Annotated in this window: 19 protein-coding genes and 1 pseudogene; 9 read left to right on the forward strand and 11 right to left on the reverse strand. The window is 68.6% G+C overall.

Annotated features, from left to right (window positions below; genetic code table 11):
- Positions 1 to 126: 126 nt before the first annotated feature.
- On the reverse strand, positions 127 to 960 hold the full coding sequence (locus QZV84_RS06990) for a glycosyltransferase (RefSeq protein WP_292827386.1): 834 nt from the start codon (positions 958 to 960) through the stop codon (positions 127 to 129).
- 56 nt (positions 961 to 1,016) lie between these two features.
- Positions 1,017 to 1,292 carry a hypothetical protein gene (locus QZV84_RS06995; protein ID WP_292827389.1) on the reverse strand — a complete coding sequence of 92 codons (276 nt, stop codon included), beginning with the start codon at positions 1,290 to 1,292 and terminating at the stop codon, positions 1,017 to 1,019.
- A gap of 138 nt (positions 1,293 to 1,430) precedes the next feature.
- On the opposite strand from QZV84_RS06995, the gene QZV84_RS07000 reads away from it, so the two are divergent.
- The gene (locus QZV84_RS07000; RefSeq protein ID WP_292827392.1) at positions 1,431 to 2,006 is read left to right on the forward strand and encodes a TetR/AcrR family transcriptional regulator; all 576 of its coding nucleotides are present in this window, start codon (positions 1,431 to 1,433) and stop codon (positions 2,004 to 2,006) included.
- A 7-nt stretch (positions 2,007 to 2,013) separates the two neighbouring features.
- Entirely contained in the window at positions 2,014 to 2,748 is a 735-nt protein-coding gene (locus QZV84_RS07005) for a patatin-like phospholipase family protein (RefSeq protein ID WP_292827395.1), read from the forward strand.
- Between the two features lie 169 nt (positions 2,749 to 2,917).
- Here QZV84_RS07005 and QZV84_RS07010 read toward each other — a convergent pair whose 3' ends face one another.
- The 5 genes from QZV84_RS07010 to QZV84_RS07030 are packed head-to-tail and all read right to left on the reverse strand — an operon-like array spanning position 2,918 to position 6,314.
- Complete coding sequence (locus QZV84_RS07010) at positions 2,918 to 3,127, reverse strand: three-helix bundle dimerization domain-containing protein (protein ID WP_292827398.1); 210 nt, start codon at positions 3,125 to 3,127, stop codon at positions 2,918 to 2,920.
- A 58-nt stretch (positions 3,128 to 3,185) separates the two neighbouring features.
- Positions 3,186 to 4,286 (reverse strand): ABC transporter ATP-binding protein, encoded by a 1,101-nt coding sequence (locus QZV84_RS07015; protein WP_292827401.1) that lies wholly within the window; start codon positions 4,284 to 4,286, stop codon positions 3,186 to 3,188.
- Positions 4,283 to 5,098 (reverse strand): ABC transporter permease, encoded by an 816-nt coding sequence (locus QZV84_RS07020; RefSeq protein ID WP_292827404.1) that lies wholly within the window; start codon positions 5,096 to 5,098, stop codon positions 4,283 to 4,285. Before QZV84_RS07020 ends, QZV84_RS07015 begins: the two co-directional genes overlap by 4 nt.
- 5 nt (positions 5,099 to 5,103) lie before the next feature.
- A complete protein-coding gene (gene modA / locus QZV84_RS07025; RefSeq protein ID WP_292827407.1) occupies positions 5,104 to 5,904 on the reverse strand; it encodes a molybdate ABC transporter substrate-binding protein in 801 nt (266 codons plus the stop codon).
- Positions 5,904 to 6,314, reverse strand: coding sequence for a TOBE domain-containing protein (locus tag QZV84_RS07030; protein WP_292827410.1), 411 nt, complete (start codon positions 6,312 to 6,314; stop codon positions 5,904 to 5,906). The genes modA and QZV84_RS07030 overlap by 1 nt, the downstream gene beginning before the upstream one ends.
- A gap of 71 nt (positions 6,315 to 6,385) precedes the next feature.
- Here QZV84_RS07030 and QZV84_RS07035 point away from each other — a divergent pair, with 71 nt between their 5' ends.
- Both QZV84_RS07035 and QZV84_RS07040 read left to right on the forward strand, forming a co-directional pair.
- Positions 6,386 to 6,934 carry a YaeQ family protein gene (locus QZV84_RS07035; RefSeq protein WP_292827413.1) on the forward strand — a complete coding sequence of 183 codons (549 nt, stop codon included), beginning with the start codon at positions 6,386 to 6,388 and terminating at the stop codon, positions 6,932 to 6,934.
- A gap of 62 nt (positions 6,935 to 6,996) precedes the next feature.
- Positions 6,997 to 8,505, forward strand: a pseudogene (locus QZV84_RS07040) (sulfatase-like hydrolase/transferase); the annotation flags it as partial.
- On the opposite strand, the gene QZV84_RS07045 reads toward QZV84_RS07040, so the two are convergent.
- Together QZV84_RS07045 and QZV84_RS07050 are read right to left on the reverse strand one after the other, a co-directional pair.
- Positions 8,484 to 8,705, reverse strand: a complete 222-nt coding sequence (locus tag QZV84_RS07045) for a hypothetical protein (protein WP_292827416.1) — start codon at positions 8,703 to 8,705, stop codon at positions 8,484 to 8,486. The pseudogene QZV84_RS07040 and the gene QZV84_RS07045 overlap by 22 nt on opposite strands.
- On the reverse strand, positions 8,687 to 8,848 hold the full coding sequence (locus QZV84_RS07050; protein ID WP_292827419.1) for a hypothetical protein: 162 nt from the start codon (positions 8,846 to 8,848) through the stop codon (positions 8,687 to 8,689). The genes QZV84_RS07045 and QZV84_RS07050 overlap by 19 nt, the downstream gene beginning before the upstream one ends.
- A gap of 169 nt (positions 8,849 to 9,017) precedes the next feature.
- On the opposite strand from QZV84_RS07050, the gene QZV84_RS07055 reads away from it, so the two are divergent.
- From QZV84_RS07055 to QZV84_RS07075, 5 genes are read left to right on the forward strand one after another with little or no spacing between them, the layout of a single operon-like run.
- Entirely contained in the window at positions 9,018 to 9,473 is a 456-nt protein-coding gene (locus QZV84_RS07055; protein WP_292827422.1) for an SRPBCC family protein, read from the forward strand.
- A gap of 7 nt (positions 9,474 to 9,480) precedes the next feature.
- Positions 9,481 to 10,509 (forward strand): acyl-CoA dehydrogenase, encoded by a 1,029-nt coding sequence (locus QZV84_RS07060; RefSeq protein WP_292827425.1) that lies wholly within the window; start codon positions 9,481 to 9,483, stop codon positions 10,507 to 10,509.
- The gene (locus tag QZV84_RS07065) at positions 10,509 to 11,876 is read left to right on the forward strand and encodes a bifunctional PIG-L family deacetylase/class I SAM-dependent methyltransferase (protein ID WP_292827428.1); all 1,368 of its coding nucleotides are present in this window, start codon (positions 10,509 to 10,511) and stop codon (positions 11,874 to 11,876) included. Before QZV84_RS07060 ends, QZV84_RS07065 begins: the two co-directional genes overlap by 1 nt.
- Positions 11,873 to 12,613, forward strand: coding sequence for a glycosyltransferase (locus QZV84_RS07070; RefSeq protein ID WP_292827431.1), 741 nt, complete (start codon positions 11,873 to 11,875; stop codon positions 12,611 to 12,613). The genes QZV84_RS07065 and QZV84_RS07070 overlap by 4 nt, the downstream gene beginning before the upstream one ends.
- The gene (locus QZV84_RS07075) at positions 12,610 to 13,086 is read left to right on the forward strand and encodes a GNAT family N-acetyltransferase (RefSeq protein WP_292827434.1); all 477 of its coding nucleotides are present in this window, start codon (positions 12,610 to 12,612) and stop codon (positions 13,084 to 13,086) included. Before QZV84_RS07070 ends, QZV84_RS07075 begins: the two co-directional genes overlap by 4 nt.
- Here the strand turns inward: QZV84_RS07075 and QZV84_RS07080 are convergent.
- Both QZV84_RS07080 and QZV84_RS07085 read right to left on the reverse strand, forming a co-directional pair.
- On the reverse strand, positions 13,083 to 13,421 hold the full coding sequence (locus tag QZV84_RS07080) for a hypothetical protein (protein ID WP_292827437.1): 339 nt from the start codon (positions 13,419 to 13,421) through the stop codon (positions 13,083 to 13,085). The two genes, QZV84_RS07075 and QZV84_RS07080, sit on opposite strands and share 4 nt — an antisense overlap.
- A 93-nt stretch (positions 13,422 to 13,514) precedes the next feature.
- On the reverse strand, positions 13,515 to 13,855 hold a 341-nt coding region (locus QZV84_RS07085; protein ID WP_292827440.1), incomplete at its 5' end, for a VOC family protein.

Below are 13,855 nucleotides of genomic sequence, written 5' to 3' on the forward strand. Positions count from 1 at the left end.
TGTCGGCAGAGGTAGCGAAGGAGTTCCGGGAGGACATCGAGACCGTCGGGCGCCTCTGAAACTCGGGCCGTTTCGACGCAGACTTGGGCCGGATCGGACTCCGTTTCAGGGCGTTTCGGAATGTGTTCACCGCTCAGCCGATGGGATCTTCGGCGGGCCCGAGATTCGCGTTGTCGTCTCTTGTTGCAACACGGGTGCAGCTGTATGGGCTGAACCGGATAGAGGTCGCCGATGACGTGTGACCGCGTTGGGCCAGATTCGCAGGCGCCACCAGAGTTTGCTCGGCGTCTCAAGTTGCGCCCGCCGGGTACGAATCCGCATGTGAGGAAGATGCTCGATGCTGCCGCCGGCTCGGCGGATGAGCACACTCAAGTCAAGATCTTCATGGACCTGTCGATGATCGGGGTGGGCGTCGTCGCGGATCGCAAGCCACGCCTCGCGGGTGATGGCCATATTGCACCCGACCAGTACCGGTCCTCCGACCATGAGTGCGCTCACCGGGTAGTAGCAGAGCTCGAGTGCGGCCAAGCCGAGGAAGCGTCCCAACCAGGGAAATCCGTCGATAACGGCTTCTCCTGATCCACTTACTCCGTGCATGCGTGGGGTGTCGATTGCGGCAAAGTGCGTGCGGACGATCCGGACCCAATCGGGGTCGATGATGCTATCGGCATCGATGCGGCAGAGGACGTCGCCGGTGGCAGCGTTGAGGCCCTTGTTGCGGGCTGGCACGATGCCCGGCGTCGGCTCGGTGAGGAGGGTGACGAACGGGTACGCGTTCGCGATGAGCCGGGTGCTGTCGCTACTCCCATTGTCGACGACGATGACCTCTTCGGGTGGGTCGGTCTGCATCGCGATGGCGTCAAGGCAGTCTGCGAGGAAGCCCTCCTCATCACGCGCCGGGATCACGATCGACACCGTCGGGCGGCTCGGCATGCGGGGGGCGGAAGTGGTATCGGCCATGGCGACCTACCTCGACTCGGAATCCGCGTTGAAGGCGAAGCCCGCGAACACGCTGGTCATGATGATCGCCGCGACGACGACGCCTGCGGCAGCAGGCCGCGCTTGCCGTCACCGGCGTGGAAGGCGAGGATGCCCTGCCCGCCGGACGCGTCGGGGAGAGCATCGATCACCTCCTGTGCCGGTGTGCCGTCGACACGGATCTCGTTGTTGAGCTTGGGCGGTTTCACCTCGATCAGCGCGACGATTCCGGCGATGGCCAGCACCCAGCGCCCGGTGACCCACCATGTGCCCGAGTAGGCGAGCCTTCCCCGGCGATACAGCAACGACGACATCCGGACCCCTTCAGTCTCGGGCGCCGCGACCCGGGGGCCGACGGCGCCGCCGCAACGCGAACCAAGTGATAGTCACCTATCAATGTGATAGTCTCATATCAGTTGTGAAAGTCCAATTCGACGCGAGAGGAATCGGGGATGAGCGCGCAGTCGATACGGGCCGACGCGGCGGCGAGTGTGTCTCGGATCATGGAGGCAGCCCGCAGGGTGTTCTCCGTCGGCGACGGATCGGGGACGCTGGACCGGATCGCGAAGGAGGCTGGAGTCGGGATCGCGACTCTCTACCGCCACTTCCCGAACCGCGAGTCCCTGGCTCGCGCGGTATATGACCAGATCTTCGTCCGTGAGGTTCAACCGCTGTTCGACGAGTTCGAACGCACCGATGCTCCTCGTGGTGTGCTCCTGGATCTCGCGGAGCGGCTGCTCGCGGTCTTGGATCGCGAGCGCGGGTTGACGCTGTCGCTGGGCAATGTGGCAGAGGCCACGCGCGAGCTGATGAGCCGCAACACGGAGGTAATCTCTCGCGCGGTCGAACGAGCCCAGCTGTCGGGGAACCTGCGGCCGGACATCGACTCGTCGGACATTCCGAACCTGATGACGATGGTCGCGGCGGGCTTCGGGAGCATCTCCTCCGGTCCCGCTCGTCGTCGCTACCTCAGTCTCCTGCTGGACTCCCTGAGTCCAGCTCAGGCGCAGCCGCTCCCCAAGGCGTGAGCCTGTTGTGAGCGGTCTGGCGCTGGGCGGCGGCGGCGCGCTGGGCGCGGCCCACGTCGGTGTTCTGAAGGCACTTCAGGAGCACCGGATCTTCCCGAGCGTGGTCGTGGGGACCAGTGCGGGTTCGCTGATCGGCGCGGCGTATGCCGCGCGGATGCCGGTGTCCCGCATCGAGGAACTCGTGCGCGCGGCGGATTGGTCCGCTTTCGGACGGCTTCGGCCCTCGCCGCGTCTCGGCCTGCTGGACAGCGCCGCCTTGCTGGACACGATCGACCGGCTCGGTGGCGAGCCGCTGATCGAGGATCTGCCGCGCCGCTTCGCTGCGGTGGCGACGGATCTGCGCACGAGGCAGGCGGTGATCCTCGACCACGGCAGGCTCAGCGTCGCTCTTCGTGCCAGCATCGCCGTCCCCGGCATGTTCGCTCCGGTCATCACGGGCGAACGGGTGCTCGTCGACGGCGGTCTGGCCGCGAACCTGCCGATCGCCGCCGCGCAGCAGCTTGGTGCCACCTTCACGATCGGCGTCCGGCTCCGCCCCGAGTGGGAGCATCTGCCCGCCGCCCGCTCCGCTCAGCACATCGCCTCCCTCGAGGCATCCCCGAACGTGCTGATGATCCGTCCGCGCCTGAACGGGTTCTCCCAATGGTCTCGCGCCGATGTGCCCCGGATCATCGACGCCGGCTATTCGGCGACCGTCACCGCCCTTCAAGAATGGCAAGACCAGCAGCCCCACGTCGCATGACGAACCCTTCTCCGCCCGTCCTCCAGGCGTGATGCGACCGTCGTTTCGCGTGACTCGGCAGGCACCGGCTCGTCGGGCGAGCGGTCGGTATCGGGAGATTCTCCTCCGAGCCCTGGCGCATCGAGCCGCGGCTGACAGCGGGTTCAGGCCGTGAACGGCGATCCGTGCATCAAGGTCCGTCGATCTGCTTCAGGTGCTTCTTCGCTTGCTTCTCTACGAGCACCTCGACGAAGTCGCGCACGCGCGCATCCTTCAGCTCGTCGAAGGCCTCGGTGACGGCATCCCGGATCGTGGATTCCGCCAAGGCGGGAAACCGCGGCTGGAGCCGAACGACGATCTCATCGATCGTCTGCTCCCGGGAGGGTGGTTCGTGGGTCATGCGGGGATCTTCCGGGCGAGCGGCATGCGATAACGCTACCGGGCGAACCCCGCCGTCGTCACGATCCACCCGCGGCGCCGCCCGCGTCTGTTCGCGACCCGTCAGCGGTGTTCGCCGGGTAGATCGTGACCGCACCGGACTCGAACGTGAACTCGACGGTCATGCCGGTCGTGATCTGCGCGTCGGCGACCGCGGTCGGGGTGAGGTCGGCCGAGATGATGTCGGACCGGACGCGGATGATGTCGCCACGCGGCTCGAGGTCGAGAATCGGCGCGATGATGCGGTTCGGGCCGCCCGAGGGCAAGTGCTCGAAAGAGACGCGGACGGCCGCGGGGCGGATCGTGGCGGCGACGCGCGATCCGGTCGGCGCGCCCGTGGCGACCGTGCTCACGATCGCGACGCCCGCATCGGTGGTCATCCCGTCGGGGCTGCGGATGCCGGTGAGCAGGTTCAGCCCGGCCAGGCCCGCGGCGAAGACGGTGCGAGGACGCTCGAGGGTCTCGCGGGTGGGGCCTTCCTCGATGATGTGCCCGTGAGCGAGGACGACCACCCGGTCGGCCAGGGTCAGAGCGTCGAGGATGTCGTGCGTGACGATGATCGCGGTGCGGTCCCGCAGCACGCGCAGTAGTGTGCGGCGGATCGCGGGAGCCACGGCGATGTCGAGCGCGGCGAGCGGTTCGTCCAGGAGCAGCAGCTTGGGGTCGGACGCGAGCGCGCGGGCGATGGCGATGCGCTGCGCCTGCCCGCCGGACAGCTCGGCGGGTCGGCGGGAGGCCAGCGCGACGGCATCCACTTCGCCGAGCCAATGCAGGGCGATCCGGTGCGCCTCAGCCTTGCGGATGCCCTTGCTGCGCGCACCGAAAGCGACGTTCTCGAGCACGCTCAGATGCGGGAACAGGTCTGCGTCCTGCGCGAGTGTCGAGACGCCGCGGCTGTGCGGCGGAGTCCAGAGTCTGCCCCTGTCGTCCAGGTCGAACAGCTGCGTGCCGTCGAGCTCAGCGCGCCCCGAATCGGGGTGCACCAGCCCCGCGAGGATGTTCAGCAGCGTGGACTTGCCGGCACCGTTGGGCCCGAGCACCGCGACGGTCTCGCCGGTGCCGACCTGCAGGTCCACCGCGAAATCCCGGTCGGCGAGGGCGGCTGACAGGCGCAGTGTCATACGCGGGCGCCCCGAGTGAGCGACGAGGTGGTGCCGGCCTGGTGGGCCAGGCCGACGACGATCACGGCCACGACGATCAGCACGAGTGAGAGGGCGACCGCCGCATCGGGGTCCACTTCGCGCTGCAGGTAGATCTCGAGGGGCAGCGTCCGCGTCGTCCCCTGAAGACTGCCGGCGAAGGTGAGCGTCGCGCCGAATTCGCCGAGCGCCCGCGCGAACGAGAGCACCGCACCGGAGATGAGGGCAGGCATCGCGAGGGGCAGCGTGATCCGGCGCAACACGGTTGTGGGTCGCGCGCCGAGAGTTGCGCCAATGGCCTCGAATCGGGTGCCGACGGTGCGCAGCGCGCCCTCGAGGCTGAGCACGAGGAACGGCAGGGCGACGAAGGTCTGCGCCATGACCACCGCGGTCGTCGAGAAGGCGATGTCGATGCCGAGAAGCTCCAGGCTGGATCCGAGCAGTCCGCGCCGGCCGAAGGTGTACAGCAGCGCGATGCCGCCGACCACCGGCGGCAGCACGAGCGGCAGCAGCACGAGCGAGCGCAGCAGCCGCTGGCCGGGAAAACGCGAGCGGGCCAGCACGAGCGCCATCGGGATGCCGAACACGATGCACAGCACGGTGGCGGCGATCGAGGTGCGAAGGCTCAGCCAGAGCGCGGCGATCGAAGACTCCGACGTGACCAGGGGGATGAACTCGCCCCAGTTCACCCGCGTGAGCATCGCCACGAGGGGCAGCACCACGAACAGCGCCCCGACGGCGGCGACCCCCGCCACCCAGCGGGGGACGTCCCTGAACGGAGCCGGCTCGGACAACGGAGCTACGGCTTACCGAATCCGGCCGCCGTGAGAACGGACTGACCGGCTTCGCTGGTGATGAACGCCACGAAGGCTGCCGCGACGTCCGAGGCGTCGGCATCCGTCAGGGCGGCGATCGGATAGGTGTTGACGGCCTCGGCGGACTCGTCGAACGCGACCCCTTCGACCGCGTCCCCGGCGGCGATCACGTCGGTGACGTAGACCAGCCCGGCGTCCGCTTGGCCGGAGGTCACCTTGCCGAGCACATCGGTCACCGACGACTCTTCGCTGACCGGGGCGAGAGTGACGCCGCTCACCTCGACGACCTTAACGGTGGCTGCGCCGCACGGAACCTCGGGCGCGCAGATCACAACCTTCAGACCGGGAGCCGCGAGATCGGCGAACGTCTCGATGCCCGCGGGATTGGCCGGCGGGACCGCGATCTCGAGCACGTTCGTGGCGAAGTCGACGGGGTCGCCGTCGACCAGGCCGGCGTCCGTCAGCTTGGACATGTTCTTCTCGTCCGCTGAGGCGAACACGTCTGCCGGTGCGCCTTCCGTGATCTGCGTGACGAGGTCGGCCGAGCCGGCGAAGTTCAGCTCGACGGTGGTGCCCGGGTGGGCGGACTCGAACTGTTCGGCCAGCTCGGTGAACGTGCCCTTCAGCGATGCGGCCGCGAACACCGTGATCGAGCCCTCCAGGCTGTCGGCGGTCGGGGTGGGAGTCGGGGATGCCGCGGGGGCGGCTCCGGCGCAGCCGGCGAGTCCCACCACGGCAACTGCGGTGATCAGCGCGCCGACGATGCGAGAGGAGCGGGTATTCATCAGGGAGCGACCTTTCCGAGGGGTGTTTCGACGATGACGGTCGTGGCCTTCACGACGGCGATCGCGACCGAGCCGAGTTCGAGGCCCAGTTCGCGCACCGCCTCGGTGCTCATCAGCGACACGACCCGATGCGGTCCGCATTGCAGTTCGACCTGCGACATCACGGTGTCGGAGAGGATCTCGGTGACCAATCCGACGAACCTGTTGCGCGCCGACCGCCCGATCTCGGAGGGGTCCGCGGGCAGCACGGCGTTCTTGCGTGCCAGCTGGGCCAGCTCCAGGCCGTCCACCACCGTGCGCCCGGACGCGTCACGGCTGCTCGAGAGCACGTCGTTGTCGATCCATCGGCGAAGAGTGTCGTCACTGACGCCGAGATAGATCGCGGCATCCCTCACACGAATTTGCGACATGAATGACAGTCTAAGTCCGCATTCGCGGGTGAAGAGCTCCGGATCGTGCGCACCTCGTAGGCTCAGGCGCTATGGCCCTCGGCGCAACGATCCACACTTTCACGGTGCAGCTGGCTGACGTCGACCGAGGCGTCTACGAGGACCTCGCGCTCCGCGTCGCCCGCCACCCGTCCGAGACGGAGGCGTTCATGATGACGCGGCTGCTCGCGTACTGCCTCGAGTATGAGGAGGGCATCGCCTTCAGCGAGGGCATCTCGTCGACCGACGAGCCGGCGGTTCTGGTCCGCGACCTCACCGGCAGGCTGACGGTGTGGATCGAGGTGGGCGCGCCCGACGCCGATCGTCTGCACTACGCCAGCAAGCTGGCCGACCGCACCGTGGTCTACACGCACCGCGATCCGGCCAAGGTGATGGCGCCGTGGGCGGGCAAGCGGATTCACAAGGCCGACGCGATCACCCTGCACAGCTTCGACCCCGGATTCGTCGAGGCGGCGGTCGCCGCGCTCGATCGGCGCAACAGCGTGACGCTGTCGGTCACGGAGCGTGAGCTCTATCTCGACATCAACGGGACGAGCCTGAGCTCGGCCGTGCACGATCACCGCATCACTCAGATCGGGTGACGCGGCCGACTCGCCTGCGGCGATAGCGTGCTCGGGCAGGTACCCAATCCAGGAGGTTCTCCATGAGCGCCGATCGCCACGCCCGTACGATGCTGCCGATTCCCGATCGGCCCGCCCCGGGGCTGACCACCTACGACGCGAAGGATCCCGACACGGCGTACCCGCCGATCACGCCGCTGCTGCCGCCCGAGGGCGCGCCGAACGTCCTGATCGTGCTGATCGACGACACCGGCTTCGGGGCGTCGAGCGCGTTCGGCGGGCCATGCTTCACGCCGAACGCCGAGAAGCTGGCCGCGGGCGGCCTGAAGTACAACCGCTTCCACACCACCGCGCTGTGCGCACCGGACCCGTGCGGCGATGCTGACCGGGCGCAACCACCACTCGGTCGGCATGGGGAGCATCACCGAGACGGCGACTTCGGCACCGGGCAACAGCTCGCTCAAGCCGAATACCAAGGCTCCGCTCGCGATGACCCTCAAGCTCAACGGGTATTCGACGGCGCAGTTCGGCAAGTGCCATGAGGTGCCGGTATGGCAGTCCTCCCCGATGGGCCCCTTCGACGCGTGGCCCTCGGCAGGCGGCGGTTTCGAGAAGTTCTACGGGTTCATCGGCGGCATCGGCGCCTCTGCCGAGGGCACCCTGAACGGCTCGTTCAACGAGATGGCCAACTTCAACGGGATGGGCGCCATCGAGACTCCCGAGTTCCTGCTGTCGAAGATGGACGAGTTCGGCACGCCGAGTTCCTACAACCACTACGCCGTCGGCTGGGCATGGGCGATGGATGCTCCCTTCCAGTGGACGAAGCAGGTCGCGTCGCACTGGGGCGGCACCCGCAACGGCACGATCGTGCACTGGCCGGAAGGCATCTCCGAGAAGGGCGGCCTGCGCTCGCAGTTCACCCATGTCATCGACGTCGCTCCGACGGTGCTCGAAGCGGCCGGACTGCCGGAGCCGACGATGGTGAACGGCGTGCAGCAGTCGCCGATGGAGGGCACGTCGATGCTCTACTCGTTCGACGAGGCGGATGCTCCCGAGAAGCACGACCTGCAGTACTTCGAGATGTTCGGCAACCGCGGCGTCTATCACAAGGGCTGGAGCGCGGTCACGAAGCACCGCACGCCTTGGATCCTCATGGGCGGCGTGATCCCTGCGTTCGACGACGACGTCTGGGAGCTCTACGACGGCAGCGTCGACTACAGCCAGGCGCGGGATCTGTCGAAGGAGCAGCCCGATCGGCTGCACCACCTGCAGCGACTGTGGCTGATCGAAGCCGCCAAGTCAACGTGCTGCCGATCGACGATCGGGGAGCGGAGCGGCTCACCCCCGAGCTCGCCGGACGCCCGACCCTCATCCGTGGGAACTCCCAGCAGTTCTTCCCGGGCATGGGACGGCTGTCGGAGAACAGTGTGGTCAGCATCAAGAACAAGTCGTGGTCGGTGACCGCGGAGATCGAGGTCCCCGAGGCGGGGGCCTCTGGAGTGATCATCGCCCAGGGAGGTCGCTTCGGCGGCTGGAGCTTCTACGTCAAGAACGGCGGGGCGACGTTCGTCTACAACGTGCTGGGGATCCGGGCCATGTAGTCCCGCGACTTCGTCTGAAGAAAAGCGCCGAGCGCCGAGAGTACGGACAATTCGAACGCCAGGTTCATCACCTCTGCGGCATTCATGGTCGACGGACGCTCCCGCGCTTCCATCGTCACGCGCCACTCGAGCGCGGACATCTCCGGTTGCAGGTAAGCGAGCGTCGGCGCGTTCACCAGCTGGAACACCACGAGGCCTGTGTCGGCCCCGTCTTCGCGTCCTGGGGGATGACTTTGGCTGATGCGCCGATCGGATAGCCGAGCGCGGCGAACTCGTCGAGCCATGACTGCAGCGTGCTCATGCTCCGGAACGGCATCTCGATCTCCCCACTCATGATCAGGACGGAACGTGCCGTCGACAAAGCAATCATGCGGTCTTTCGGCGCAAACCGGTCCAAGTTCTTCGCAACCCTTCGTTTCAGGTCTGTCAAGCCCCCCGCTCCGCACGGTTTCATCCTGCTGAATGGTCATCTACCCACCCGAACCACGAGCAAGGAGCATCCCATGGTGCAGATCATCGAAACCATCGACGTCGACGTCCCCGTCCGCACGGCCTACGACCAGTGGACGCAGTTCGAGTCCTTCCCCAAGTTCCTCGACGAGGTCGAATCGATCACGCAGCTCGACGACACGCACACGCACTGGAAGGTGAAAGTGGGCCCGGTCGAGCGCGAGTTCGACGCTGAGATCACCGAGCAGCACGCCGATGAGCGAGTCGCCTGGAACAGCCTCGGCGGCGACACCGAGCACGCCGGCGTCGTCACCTTCCACAAGCTCACGGACACCTCCAGCCGAGTGACCGTCCAGCTGGACTGGGCGCCCGAGGGACTCGTCGAGAAGGTCGGCGCTCTCGTCGGAGCCGGCTCGCACGCCGTCAAGAAGGATCTCAAGAACTTCAAGGAGTTCATCGAGGCTCAGGGCGTCGAGACCGGTGCCTGGCGCGGCGACGTCTCGGCCTGAGCTGGAGATGACGTCCACCTCGCTCGCGCCCGGTGCGATCGCCTCGGCGTTCGTCGCCGACGCGATCGGGGACGCCGCCGATGTCTCCGGATTCGGCACCGACGTCGACGCGACGCTCGAGTGGTGCCGCGAGGCGGCGGCCGGCGCGCCGCACGTGGGTCAGGGCAGGACGAACCAGGTGTGGGAGCTGCTGGCGGCGACCGCGGCGCGTGACGTCTCGGCGGCACGCATGCTCGAGCCGCACCTGGATGCTCTGAGCATCCTTGCGCAGGCCGGTGTCGAGTCGCCGGCCGGATCGACCTGGGGCGTGTTCGCCGCCGAGGCGGCGGGGCTGCGCCTCGAGGCACGAGAAGGAACGCGCGGTTGGACGCTCCACGGGACCAAGCCGTGGTGCTCCCTCGCCGCGAACCTGACGCACGCGCTGGTCACGGCATCCCTCGAATCAGGGGAGCGCGGACTGTTCGCGGTCGAACTGCGCACTGACGGCGTTCGGCCGCATCCCGGTCCCTGGGTCGCCCGAGGCATGCCCGACGTGGTCAGTGCGCCGGTCGATTTCGACGACGTGCCCGCCGTCGCGGTGGGGCCGGCGGGCTGGTACCTGTCACGCCCGGGCTTCGCATGGGGAGGTATGTCGGTCGCGGCATGCTGGTGGGGCGCCGCCGTCGGCCTGGCCGAGCCGTTGCGGGCAGCGGCGACGAGCGAGCGTGCAGACCAGGTCGCGCTGGTGCACCTCGGCCGCGTCGACGCCGCCCTCTGGGGGGCGCGCGCCGTGCTCGCCGAGGCCGCCGCACTCGTAGATGCCGCACCCGGCGCGGGAGGAGATCGGCTGCTCGCCGAGCGGGTGCGCGCCGTGGTCGCCGATGCCGCGGGCCTGACACTGACGGAGACGGATGCCGCCCTCGGGCCCACGCCGCTCGTCGCGGACCTCGCCCACGCGCGGCGCGCGGCAGACCTGCACCTGTACCTGCGCCAGCATCACGCGCTGCGGGACTCGGCGCGCATCGGCCGGGAACTCGCCGCCCGAGCGGGCGCGTGATGGGCGCGTTCACGCACCTCGAGCGCGGCACGCCCGAGCGCGTCTGGCAGGCGGATGGCCGCATCCGCCTCGCCCCCTCCCTCGACGTGGACATCGATGAGCTGATCGTCGTGGCAGCGCACCCCGACGACGAGACCATGGGGGCGGGAGGGCTGATCCGTCGCATCCACGCGACCGGCGGGCGCGTCACCGTGGTGGTCGCGACCGACGGCGAAGCATCGCATCCGAATTCGGTGTCGCATTCGCGCACCGTCCTGCGGTCGATCCGGCGCACCGAAGTCACTCGTGCCGTGCACACGCTCGCACCGTCCGCCCGCGTTCAGTTCCTGGCCCTTCCCGACGGTGAACTGCGCGAGAACCAGACCGCCCTCGACCGGACGCTCGAGAAGGTGCTGTCATCGGCCGAGGCCGCGCCGGAGCGCATCCTGGTCGTCGCCCCGTGGTCGGGGGACGGGCACCGCGACCATCGGATCGCGGCCGAATCCGTGGCGCGAGTCACCGCGCACCACGGTGTGCACCACCTCGGATATCCGATCTGGCTGTGGCATTGGGGGCAGCCCGCCGATGTGCCGTGGGAGCGCGCCGCATCGCTGGCTCTCACGCCGGGCGAGAGTGCGATCAAAGCGCACGCGCTGCGAACGCACGTCTCGCAGCTCGAGCCGCTGTCGGATGCCCCGGGCGACGAGGCCATCGTCTCCGAGACGATGCAGGCGCATTTCGCGCGCGACACCGAGCTGTTCCTTCACGAGGCTGACACGCAGGATGACTCGCTGCCGCCTGACTACTTCGATTCGTTCTACGCGCGCCACGACGATCCGTGGGGATTCGAGACGCGCTGGTATGAAGAGCGCAAGCGCGCGCTGCTCATGGCGAGCCTGCCCACCCGTGCACTGGGATCCGTGCTCGAGGTCGGCTGCTCCACCGGCTTGATCACCGTCGACCTGGCCGCACGCGCCGACCGCGTCGTCGGGCTCGAGCCGGCGGCCGCCGCACTCGAGGCGACACGCACGCGCACACGCGCCCTGCGGAACGTCGAACTGCAGCGCGGCGGGGCGCCTGCGCACTGGCCTGCGGGCCCGTTCGACACCATCGTGCTGTCGGAGGTCGGCTACTACCTGTCGCCACCGGATCTCGAGCGGACGATCGCGCTGATCGACGACTCGCTGACCGAAGAAGGATCCCTGGTCGCCTGCCACTGGCGGCACCCGGTCGCCGACTATCCCCAGACCGGCGACCAGGTGCATGCGGCGCTGCGCTCGGTCCGCACGTGGGAACGGCTCGCCCTGCACGAGGAAGAGGATTTCGTGCTCGAGGTGTTCGGTCGGCACCCGGTCGTCTCCGTCGCCCGACGGGAGGGACTCGCATGACGCGCGCCTCGATCCGCGCGGTCGCGGTGGTGATCCCCGTGCACGACGAGGCTGCGCTTCTGGAACGGTGTCTGAACGCGCTGGGCGCGGCCGTCGCGGCCGCGCGCGTCCCATGCGTCGTGCGCATCGTGCTGGATGCCTGCACCGACGAGTCCGCCGACATCGCCGCGCGGCATCCGTTCCCCGTCGTCCCGGTCGATGCCAACGCGGTCGGTGCGGCACGCGCGAACGGCGTGAGTGCCGCGCTCGCAGCGCTGCCGCACGTGCCGCCCCAGCGCGTGTGGATCGCGAACACGGATGCCGATTCGGTCGTTCCCGTCAACTGGATCGCACTGCAGCTCGAGCTCGCCGCGGCGGGCGCGGACGTGATGGTCGGCACGGTGCGCCCCGACTTCGACGACCTGACCGAGGATCACCGTCGGCTGTGGCTCGACACCCACGAACCGGGCAAGCCGAACGGCCACACCCACGGCGCGAACCTGGGTGTGCGCGCGAGCACCTACCTGCAGGCCGCGGGCTTCGACGAGCTCGTCGAGCACGAAGACGTGCGGCTGGTCGAGGCGTGCCGCGCGATCGGCGCCACCGTGGTGGCAAGCGATGCCGCAGAGGTCGTCACCTCGGGTCGCTTCACGGGCCGCACACCGGGCGGGTACGCGGGCTACCTCCGCGAGCAAGCCCTCCGCCTTCCTCACCGGGCCGAGCGTGCGCTGCTCGACGCCGAGAGGAGCACCGCATGAGCGGGGACGTCTCGCTCTCGCGCATCGCCGCGTCGGACGCGGGTGAGGTGCTCACGGTTCAGCGGGCCGCATTCGTGTCGGAGGCGCAGATCTACGGCTCTGCCGACATGCCGGCGCTGGTGCAGACCCTGGCCGAACTCGAGGCCGAGCTGCGTGCGGCAGACGGATGGGTCGCGCGCATCGACGGGCGCCTGGTCGGTGCGATCCGCACGCGCGAGGAGAACGGCCTCCTGCTGATCGGCCGGATCGCGATCGCACCCGATCAGCAGGGCTCGGGAATCGGCCAGGCGCTGCTCGAGGCCGCGGAGTCGCACTCGCACGCCGACGAAGCCGAGCTGTTCACGGGCAGCCTCAGCGAAGCGAACATCCGGCTCTACGAGCGCTGCGGCTACGCCGAGACCGAGCGCGTCGACCAGGAGGACGGCATCCAGGAGATCTTCTTCCGCAAGAGGCTGCGGGATCCCTCGACCTAAGGTGCGGAGCTGTCCAGATCGATGGATTGAGCGGCGTCCGTCTCTGCGTGGGCGACCGCGGTAGGCGGGCGCAGCAGACGAGCACGACGATCGATGTCGTCGATCACGCCCTGATCGCGACCGCTCTCGGCGCCCTCTGTCGGCACCGCGAGAAGCTGGCTGGCCGGCCCGATGAGGAACTCGGCCGTGGCAAGAGTCCCGTCCTCGCCGACGACCGGAACCACGAGGACATCCGACGCCTTGGTGGCCGCGAGTTCGCGCGCGTATTGGATCAGCGCCTCGGCCACGTCGTCCGCCATCACTACCGAGCCCCCGGTGTAGTGCAAAGTCATCATGACTCCATCGTGCGAGCAGGCGCCGCCAGGAGCGAGGGGGTTGTGCGATCCGGCATCCCGTGCATGAGTGACGGGTATTCGCCCGCCGCGTCGCTACGAGAGCAGGTCGTCGGTCGTGGCGCCGGCAACTGCGACGGTGACCTGTGTTCCCCACGGGTCGTCGACCCGTACAGCGCGACCGTCGTCGGCGAACGCGACGTTCTTCGCGCTCAGGCGGGCGGTGAGCGCGTCGAGGTCTTCGCGGGCGGGCACCGACACCGCGACATCGCCGAGCCCGAGGCTCGCAGCGCGCGGGCCGGCGCCGGCCGAGTGCCAGACATTCATCGCGATGTGGTGGTGGTAGCCGCCGGCTGAGGCGAACAGCGCTCCGGGGTAGCTGGTCGCGGTCGGCTCGAATCCCAGCGCATCGAGGTAGAAGGCCCGCGCGACCCGCA

The organism is Microbacterium sp. (assembly GCF_011620715.1).
In the GTDB taxonomy this organism is placed as follows: Bacteria; Actinomycetota; Actinomycetes; order Actinomycetales; family Microbacteriaceae; genus Microbacterium.

Excerpts from the sequence above, each read along its gene's own strand:
- QZV84_RS07000 (WP_292827392.1), top strand. The coding sequence starts at position 1,431 with ATGAGCGCGCAGTCGATACGGGCCGACGCGGCGGCGAGTGTGTCTCGG.
- QZV84_RS07035 (WP_292827413.1), top strand. The coding sequence starts at position 6,386 with ATGGCCCTCGGCGCAACGATCCACACTTTCACGGTGCAGCTGGCTGAC.
- QZV84_RS07030 (WP_292827410.1), bottom strand. The coding sequence starts at position 6,314 with ATGTCGCAAATTCGTGTGAGGGATGCCGCGATCTATCTCGGCGTCAGT.
- QZV84_RS06990 (WP_292827386.1), bottom strand. The coding sequence starts at position 960 with ATGGCCGATACCACTTCCGCCCCCCGCATGCCGAGCCGCCCGACGGTG.
- QZV84_RS07055 (WP_292827422.1), top strand. The coding sequence starts at position 9,018 with ATGGTGCAGATCATCGAAACCATCGACGTCGACGTCCCCGTCCGCACG.
- QZV84_RS07060 (WP_292827425.1), top strand. The coding sequence starts at position 9,481 with ATGACGTCCACCTCGCTCGCGCCCGGTGCGATCGCCTCGGCGTTCGTC.
- QZV84_RS07065 (WP_292827428.1), top strand. The coding sequence starts at position 10,509 with ATGGGCGCGTTCACGCACCTCGAGCGCGGCACGCCCGAGCGCGTCTGG.
- QZV84_RS07070 (WP_292827431.1), top strand. The coding sequence starts at position 11,873 with ATGACGCGCGCCTCGATCCGCGCGGTCGCGGTGGTGATCCCCGTGCAC.
- QZV84_RS07075 (WP_292827434.1), top strand. The coding sequence starts at position 12,610 with ATGAGCGGGGACGTCTCGCTCTCGCGCATCGCCGCGTCGGACGCGGGT.
- modA (WP_292827407.1), bottom strand. The coding sequence starts at position 5,904 with ATGAATACCCGCTCCTCTCGCATCGTCGGCGCGCTGATCACCGCAGTT.
- QZV84_RS06995 (WP_292827389.1), bottom strand. The coding sequence starts at position 1,292 with ATGTCGTCGTTGCTGTATCGCCGGGGAAGGCTCGCCTACTCGGGCACA.
- QZV84_RS07010 (WP_292827398.1), bottom strand. The coding sequence starts at position 3,127 with ATGACCCACGAACCACCCTCCCGGGAGCAGACGATCGATGAGATCGTC.
- QZV84_RS07050 (WP_292827419.1), bottom strand. The coding sequence starts at position 8,848 with ATGAGTGGGGAGATCGAGATGCCGTTCCGGAGCATGAGCACGCTGCAG.
- QZV84_RS07080 (WP_292827437.1), bottom strand. The coding sequence starts at position 13,421 with ATGATGACTTTGCACTACACCGGGGGCTCGGTAGTGATGGCGGACGAC.
- QZV84_RS07015 (WP_292827401.1), bottom strand. The coding sequence starts at position 4,286 with ATGACACTGCGCCTGTCAGCCGCCCTCGCCGACCGGGATTTCGCGGTG.